General features: G+C 39.1%; 6 protein-coding genes. 2 read left to right on the forward strand and 4 right to left on the reverse strand.

Annotated features, from left to right (window positions below; all coding sequences use genetic code 11):
* Positions 1-1087 (reverse strand): DUF3078 domain-containing protein (locus AC1WHX_RS07970; protein ID WP_481229114.1); only part of this gene is annotated, 1087 nt, incomplete at its 3' end.
* Positions 1088-1347: 260 nt separating this feature from the next.
* Here AC1WHX_RS07970 and AC1WHX_RS07975 point away from each other — a divergent pair.
* Complete coding sequence (locus AC1WHX_RS07975; protein WP_303115817.1) at positions 1348-2958, forward strand: CTP synthase; 1611 nt, start codon at positions 1348-1350, stop codon at positions 2956-2958.
* Between the two features lie 40 nt (positions 2959-2998).
* The gene (gene yidC, locus AC1WHX_RS07980) at positions 2999-4894 is read left to right on the forward strand and encodes a membrane protein insertase YidC (protein WP_009317398.1); all 1896 of its coding nucleotides are present in this window, start codon (positions 2999-3001) and stop codon (positions 4892-4894) included.
* Between the two features lie 131 nt (positions 4895-5025).
* Here yidC and AC1WHX_RS07985 read toward each other — a convergent pair whose 3' ends face one another.
* From AC1WHX_RS07985 to dapF, 3 genes are all read right to left on the reverse strand, one after another.
* Entirely contained in the window at positions 5026-7215 is a 2190-nt protein-coding gene (locus tag AC1WHX_RS07985; RefSeq protein WP_302545005.1) for a glutamine synthetase III family protein, read from the reverse strand.
* Between the two features lie 37 nt (positions 7216-7252).
* Positions 7253-8482 carry an LL-diaminopimelate aminotransferase gene (locus AC1WHX_RS07990; protein WP_009317400.1) on the reverse strand — a complete coding sequence of 410 codons (1230 nt, stop codon included), beginning with the start codon at positions 8480-8482 and terminating at the stop codon, positions 7253-7255.
* Between the two features lie 21 nt (positions 8483-8503).
* Positions 8504-9331 (reverse strand): diaminopimelate epimerase (gene dapF, locus AC1WHX_RS07995; RefSeq protein WP_481229115.1); only part of this gene is annotated, 828 nt, incomplete at its 5' end.

Here is a 9331-nt window from a genome sequence, read left to right on the forward strand (position 1 = left end):
ACGGAGATAATACTACCGATGACTCAAACTTCCACTTCTCTTGTTTATAATTGTATGACATACCAAGACCGGCATTAAACTCTCCAGGAGAAAGGAACTCCGCTAATTTTTCGGTTGTATTGGCCTTATAATTATCAAACAACTGTGTTTTAAAAAATAGTGTAGCAGTATAATACCAACTTTTAAAGGCTTTAAAACCGAACTTTGAATTAATCTGGAAAAGGTCTTCGCTTATTCTTATTTTCCGGATAGTATCTTCCGGAGCACTGTTAACATTTACTTTCCACTGAACCGTATTTTCAAAAATCATCCGGTCATAATCATCAAACTTCAACGTATATACCTGATTGCTGACAATATTTAAATTACTTTCTCCACCTTGATACCAATTTTCTGAAATATGTACTTGAGAAAACTGAATAGAACTCTGGAGTCCTGAAATCCAATGTTTCAATTTTCTTTCCCCGGCATTTATAGACGACTGAGATACCGAAACCGTCATATCCTCCAATTTCAACAAATTTTTTCTCGGAGAAGTTTCCATTACTTTAACTTTAGGAACTTCCGGCAAATTATCCGTATTATATTTTATACATTCCGGATGATTTATAATCACCCAGAAACGGCCTCTCTCCCTCATGGTTTGCAGCCCTTTAACCCGCATCAACCATTCGGGTTCTTTAAAAGAATAGGAAAAAGGTTCGAACGACGAATATGTTTTTTTGAACGGAATAAATACATTTAGCGAATCCGGATTTTTATATCGATCAAAAATAATCGGCAAAAAATAAGGAGAATCCAATAATGACAACTCGTCATTATGATCTGTACTATCCGGGAATAAAACCATATTTAAAGCCTCTTGTACCTCCGGAGTCAAAGAAATAGAGTCCGTAGATATCAACTGCAACAACATACTCTGTTTGCCCTGTAACGAATCGGGCTGTTCAACAGTAACCGAATCCGGCAAATGCCGTTGAGAAAATGCGCTAACCTGAAAAACCGAATCGTTAGCAGCAGAAGCAGCTATAAAATAAACAAAGCACATTAATGAAAGAACCGCACTCCGGCAAAATTTTAAAAACATATTCCAGTCTTTTAAATAAAATCAATTTGCCGAATCATTTGCTCTCCAAAACAAGACCGGCACAGCAATATTTTGCAAATGTAATTATTTTATAGTTAAATACATATTTCATAATTACAAAAAACGAAATGCGGAAAGCCTCAAAAGAATATTGTTAATTGATAATTAATTAAAAACAGTTTTCCGTAAATCTGAAGTTTTTTTTCTACTTTTGCGTTTTGAAAAATCATCTGCACATAAATTAATGTATTAAATATCATATAGTAGTGGACACAAAGTATATTTTCGTCACAGGCGGAGTTGTTTCTTCTTTAGGGAAAGGCATTATCTCAGCATCTCTCGCCAAATTGCTTCAAGCCAGAGGCTATAATGTTACCATCCAAAAGTTCGACCCGTATATAAACATTGATCCGGGGACATTAAATCCTTATGAACATGGGGAATGTTACGTTACAGTAGATGGACATGAAGCCGATCTCGATTTAGGCCACTACGAACGGTTTACCAACATTCGTACAACACGCGCGAACAATATCACCACAGGACGTATTTACCAAAATGTCATTAATAAAGAAAGACGCGGTGATTATTTAGGTAAAACGGTACAAATCATACCGCATATTACCGATGAGATAAAGAGAAACGTAAAATTACTGGGAACTAAGAACGAATTCGATTTCGTTATCACCGAAATCGGTGGTACTGTCGGAGATATAGAATCTCTCCCTTTTCTTGAAAGTGTCCGCCAACTAAAATGGGAACTCGGTAAAAACTGTCTTTGCATTCATTTGACTTACGTTCCTTTTATTGCTGCGGCAAAAGAGGTAAAGACAAAACCGACTCAACATTCTGTAAAGCAGTTACAGGAAGTAGGGATACAACCGGATATTCTGGTTTTACGGACAGAACACGAATTAAGCAATGAGATTCGCCGTAAAGTAGCATTATTCTGTAATGTAGCACCGGAAGCTGTCATACAGTCTATCGACGTACCTTCTATTTATGAAGTTCCATTAAAAATGCAACAACAAAAACTGGATGAAATAGTACTGACCAAGACAGGCATGCTGGTCGGATCGACCCCCGAGCTGAAACCTTGGAAAGAATTTCTTGCCCGCGTGAAGAATGCTAAAGAAAGTGTTCGCATCGGATTGGTCGGGAAATATGTTGAACTGCAAGACGCATACAAATCGATCGATGAAGCTCTATTTCAAGCAGCAACATACAACGACCGTAAATTGGATCTGCAACTTATTCATTCGGAAAAATTAAACGAGTCCAACGTTGAAGAATTGCTCGGTTCTATGGACGGGCTTCTCATCGCTCCGGGATTCGGACAAAGAGGTATCGAAGGTAAATTCACCGCTATAAAATATGCCCGCGAACATGATGTACCCACATTCGGTATCTGTTTAGGCATGCAATGTATGGTAATCGAATTTGCCAGAAACGTACTGGGCTATGCCGATGCCAACTCGACGGAGATGGAAGTAAGTACCAAACATAACGTAATCGATTTGATGGAAAGCCAAAAAAGCGTTTCTAATATGGGCGGGACCATGCGTTTAGGCGAATATGATTGCGTACTTGATCCGGATTCGAAAACTGCCAAAGCCTATCAATCGACTCATATTAAAGAACGTCACCGTCACCGTTTCGAGTTTAACAGTGATTATCGTGCTGAATTTGAAGCGGCAGGGATGAAATGTGTTGGAGAAAACCCGGAAACACACCTTGTAGAGGTTGTAGAAATACCTTCTCTTTCATGGTTTATAGGAGTACAATACCATCCTGAATATAACAGTACGGTATTACGTCCTAATCCTCTCTTCATAGATTTTATTAAAGCTGTCATTAAAAACAAGAAATAATCCGGAAACCGGAAAAGAATAAAAACGATCATACATATATATGGATAAAAATACGATTATTGGTTTTGTTCTTATCGCTGCCGTTCTTTTCGGCTATTCGTGGTTTACAAAACCTACACCCGAACAATTGCAAGAACTTCAACGCAGAAACGACTCCATTGCTCAGGTTGAACAGAAAAAACTGGAAGAGATACAACAAAGCCAAATGGTAGCCGGTAATGCAGATTCGACTATCACCGTTCTAAACGAGGATTCTCTTCGTCAAGTACAAATGAAAGAAGCGTTCGGAATCTTTTCGGACTTTACGACAGGAGAAAATGAAAAAATAAATCTGAAAAACGATCTTGTATCTCTCTCATTCTCAAGTAAAGGAGGAGCTTTGACCGAAGCTACTTTAAATAAATACAAGACTCATGACTCGCTGCCTCTTACTCTTTTCGACGAAAAGGATAACGAATACGGATTTATTTTCAAGACCGGAGGGCGTATTGTAAACACGACCGATCTTTTCTTTAAACCTATTGCAGGAAAAGACGGAAAATCTGTAACGATGCGGCTCGATTTCGGTAATGGCAAATTCTTTGATCTTGTCTATACTTTACCGGAAGACAGTTATATGGTCAAAATGGATATCCGCCAAAAAGGAATGGAAACTATTCTTCCCGGTAATACGGCAAGTCTGGATTTATTCTGGAATCAGAACCTGCGCAGCCAGGAAAAAGGGCGCATGTTCGAAGAAAGAAATAGTGCATTATATTATAAATTCGTAGGTTCGGACGTCGACCATTTGAGTGAATCTAAAGATGAACAGGAGACCATTTCGTTAGGACTTAAATGGATCGGATATAAGAATCAGTTTTTCTCATCAGCTTTGATACCTGACGGAAAATTCAATGGTGCTCTCATTCGTTCAGGGATGAATAATGATCCGGCATATTTGAAAAACTTCCATACAGAAACGACAGTGGATTATAATCCGGCGGATAATAACGGACCGGGATTTCGTTTTTATTTAGGACCTAACCTTTATCCTCTATTACACAGCTATGACAAAGGCGTCGATGATGACAAAGCCCTCGATCTGGATAAACTTGTACCGCTGGGATTTAAATTTTTCCGATGGATCAACACATGGATAATCATACCCATATTTACTTTCTTAGGAAAATACATTGCAAATTACGGAATCATCATTCTATTGATGACAATCATCATCAAAATATTCTTAGCTCCGCTTACATTTAAATCCTACATGTCCAGCGCCCGTATGCGGGTATTGCGTCCTCAGATCGAAGAAATAAATGCCAAATATCCGGGACAAGACAAAGCTATAGATCGTCAAAGAGCGACAATGGACTTGTACAGCAAAGCAGGAATCAATCCGATGAGCGGATGTTTGCCTATGTTATTGCAGATGCCGATTCTATTAGCGATGTTTGCATTCTTCCCTTCATCTATCGAATTAAGACAACAATCATTCCTTTGGGCTCAAGATTTATCATCTTATGATGCCATATTCAGTTGGGATGCCTATATACCCTTGATTACTCCGTATTTCGGAAATCATATCAGTTTGTTCTGTCTGTTAATGACTATTACGAATATTTTATATACAAAGATCAATATGGACAATACCGGCGGAAGCCAGCAAATGCCGGGTATGAAAGTCATGATGTATCTCATGCCCTTAATGTTCTTGTTCATTTTCAATAACTACGCTTCAGGGTTGAGTTACTATTATTTTGTTTCTACATTGATCACAATTATCCAGACCTACATATTCCGTAAATGTATCAATGAAGAAAAAGTTCTTGCGCAACTTAAAGAAAATCAGAAAAAACCTCGCAAGAAATCAGGATTTATGGCTCGTCTGGAAGAGGCTCAACGACAACAACAAGCAGCTTTGAGACAACAACAAAAAAATAAACGGAGATAAAATCTGTCTATATAGAAAAGAAACGGTCGGAAAGAGATTATTTTCGACCGTTTCTTTTTCATTTATTTTAATCCTATAAGAAATACCTCTTCCGAAAGGCATCTCCAATAAATTGAACATCCTTATTTTTTCTAACGAATAAAAAGCAACTCCCGATATTTCGGCAAAGTCCACATTTGGTCATCCACAATCAGTTCAAGTTTATCGATATGATAACGGATTTCATCAAACTTGGGTGCTACCGTATCATGGTATGCTATCGCCTTTTCTCTTTCATCGGCAATTTTATTAGCCTTTTTACGTGCTTCGATCATCTCTTCGACTTTCTCTTTTATCGCTAATTCCCGATGTCCGATTTCCTCGATAATATCCAAATCCTTACCACACAATAAAACAGCTTTATCTTCAGAAAAAAGACTTCTTATTTTGTAAACATTATCGATAAGTTCAGATTGATATTTCGTCGAAATAGGAATAATATGATTCATGGCGAGATCTCCCAACACACGCGCCTCGATCTGTATCTTTTTAGTATAAGTTTCCCATTTCACTTCATTACGGGCTTCCAATTCTTTACGGGTCATTACTCCGGTAGATTCGAACATTTTGACAGAATCTTCTTTCAAATAATTATCGAAAATAACTGGAACGCTGGTCTCACAATCCAGACCTCTTTTCAGAGCCTCGGCTTTCCATTCCTCACTATAACCGTTACCGTCAAAATGAATCGGTTTACTCTCTTTTATATATTTACGCACGACATCTAAAATAGCAGAGACTTTCGGTTCACCTTTCGCTATCAAGGCATCTACTTCAGATTTGAACTCTATCAATTGCTCTGCAACAGCCGTATTCAAAGCAATCATAGCTGAAGCACAGTTCGCCTCAGAGCCTACAGCACGGAACTCAAAACGATTTCCTGTAAAAGCAAAAGGCGAAGTCCGATTACGGTCGGTATTATCAATCAACAATTCCGGAATTTGAGGAATGTCCAACTTCATCCCGTGTTTCCCGCTCAACGCAATCAATTCATCATTAGAACTCTCTTCAAGATGATCGAGTACTTGAGTCAATTGCGTCCCCAAAAAACTCGAAATAATAGCAGGAGGAGCTTCATTCGCACCCAAACGATGGGCATTGGTAGCAGAAGAGATACTGGCTTTTAACAATCCGTTATGACGATAAACCGCCATCAAAACATTTACAATAAACGTCACAAAACGCAAATTGTCCTCTGCCGTTTTTCCGGGAGCCATCAATAAAACCCCGGTATCAGTTCCTAAAGACCAGTTATTATGCTTGCCCGATCCGTTTACACCCTTAAAAGGTTTCTCATGAAGCAAAACTCGAAATCCGTGCCGACGAGAAATTTTCCGCATCAAAGCCATAATCAATAAATTATGGTCATTTGCAAGATTACACTCTTCAAATATAGGAGCTAATTCAAATTGATTGGGAGCGACCTCGTTATGTCGAGTTTTCACCGGAATACCCAACTTCAGACTCTCTATCTCGAGATCTTTCATAAAAGCTGCTACACGTGTAGGAATAGCCCCGAAATAATGATCTTCCAACTGTTGGTTTTTCGAACTTTCATGCCCCATAAGCGTACGTCCTGTAAGCAATAAATCTGGACGAGCGGCATACAAGCCTTCATCAACCAAAAAATATTCTTGTTCCCAACCCAAATATGCAAAGACCTTTTTTACATTATGGTCGAAGTAATGACATACATCTACGGCCGCTTTATTGACACTATCCAAGGCTTTCAACAAAGGAGCTTTATAGTCCAACGATTCTCCGGTATAAGCTATAAAAATAGTAGGAATACAAAGTGTATCATCTACAATAAAAGCAGGCGATGAAGGATCCCAAGCCGAATATCCGCGAGCCTCAAACGTATTACGAATACCTCCATTCGGGAAACTCGAAGCATCCGGTTCTTGCTGAATCAATAATTTTCCGGAAAATTCTTCTACAACACCTCCCTTACCGTCATGCTCCACAAAAGCGTCATGCTTCTCCGCAGTACCTTCGGTCAAAGGATGAAACCAATGAGTATAATGAGTAGCCCCCATCTCGATAGCCCATTTTTTCATTCCTTCTGCCACAGAATCGGCAATTTCACGATCAAGGGGAGTACCATTGTCGATTGCATCGACCAATTTCCGATATGTCTTTTCCGGAAGATATTTAAACATCTTCGCCCGGTTAAACACATATTTACCGAAATATTCCGAAGGTCTCTCATCCGGAACTGCGACATCCACCGCTTTTTTAGTAAAAGCGGTTTCTACAACTCTAAATCTCAATGTTGACATAATACCTATTGTTTGATTGTTTTTACAAATTAATAAATCAACGCAACCATTTTTTTAGCCGGAACATAGCCTCCATGCAGTCATCCCGATCACCGAATGCCGTTAAACGGGCATATCCTTCTCCGGATGGGCCGAAACCTACTCCCGGAGTACAGACAACGTTCGCTTCATACAACATTCTCTCAAAAAATTTCCATGAAGAAAGACCGTCCGGTGCTTTTACCCATAAATACGGAGCATTCTCCCCGCCATATACTTCCAAACCCGTTTCGGAAAGTCCGGTTTTCATAATACGAGCATTCGTCATATAATACTGAATAATCTCTTTTACCTGCATCTGTCCTTCGGCAGAATAGACAGCTTCAGCTGCCCGTTGGGTAATATAGGACGTTCCATTAAATTTTGTACATTGTCTTCGATTCCATAATCGATTCAAAGGAATCCGTTCTCCAGTAAGAGTAGCGGCACTTACCTCTTTCGGTACGACCGTATACCCGCAACGGACACCTGTAAATCCTGCTGTCTTAGAAAAACTACGGAATTCGATAGCACATTTTTTCGCACCTTTAATTTCATATATAGAATGCGGAACATCCGAATCCTGTATATAAGCCTCATAAGCAGCATCAAAAAGAATCAACGTATCATTAGACAAAGCATAATTCACCCATTTTTTCAATTCTTGTTTCGAAAGTGCCGTACCGGTAGGGTTATTCGGATAACAGAGATAAAGAATATCGATACGATTCTCCGGTATTTCGGGAATAAAACCGTTCTCGCTCCGACAAGGGATATAAGTCACATTACTCCATTTTCCATTTTCTAACGTTCCGGCCCTCCCACACATCACATTAGAATCTATATATACCGGATATATAGGATCAGTTACTCCGATACTATTATCATGCCGCAAAATATCTCCAATGTTTCCAGTATCGCTTTTTGCTCCGTCATTAATAAATATCTCCCCTGGTTCAAAATGGATTCCTTTAGGAACAAAGTCATTTTTTATGACTGCATCAATCAGGAAACTGTATCCCTGTTCAGGACCATATCCTCTGAATGTATCCCTAACCGCCATTTCATCTACTGCTTTATGCATAGCTTCAATTACAGCTTTCGGCAAAGGTCGTGTAACGTCCCCTATCCCCAAAGAGATCACCTTATCTTTCGGGTGGGTTACCTTAAAAGTATTTATTTTCTTAGCTATATCCGAAAATAAATAACTATCCGGAAGTTTCAGAAAATGTTCATTTACGAGCGCCATATTCTTTCTGCATTAAAAAAATTAATCTATTTCTACTTCTCCGTCAAAAACTTTTACGGCATCTCCGGTCATTAAAACATGATCGGTCTCTTCATCCCAACATATCGTCAACACTCCGCCATCCATATTTACGGAAGAAATTCGTTCTGTACGTCCTGTCATAAAACCTGCCACTGCCGTTGCACAAGCACCCGTTCCACAAGCCTGAGTAATTCCCGACCCCCTCTCCCAGACCCTCATTCTAATAGAATTTTTATTTTTCACTTGAGCAAACTCCACATTGATCCGATCGGGAAACAAAGGATTATTTTCCAACATAGGCCCCACTTTTTCTAATTCGATTCGATCGACATCATCAACAAAAATCACCAAATGAGGATTCCCCATAGATATTGCCGTCGCTTTAAAGGACTTTTTCCCTACCATTATCGGCATATCAATCATGCAACCAGCATATCCCTCAGACATAATATAAATTGACTCCGGAATACCCATATCTACCGTGACATGAGTTACCTTTCCGTCAACAACCTGCAATTTAAGTAATTTTATGCCCGATAAAGTATCAAGCAAAAGCTCCGTTTTATCTGTCAAATGATTGTCATACAAGTATTTTCCCACACACCGAGATGCGTTCCCGCACATTTTAGCCTCCGAACCATCTGCATTAAAAATGCGCATACTAAAATCTGCCTTATCCGAATTGCCGATCAACACCAACCCGTCACTGCCTATACCTGTGTGGTATTTGCTCCATTTTATTGCCAATTTTTCAGGATTTCTAATCGGAAAAACCGATGTATTCACATATATATAATCATTCCCTGCACCTTGCATTTTAGTAAATCC

Source organism: Coprobacter sp. (assembly GCF_982436375.1).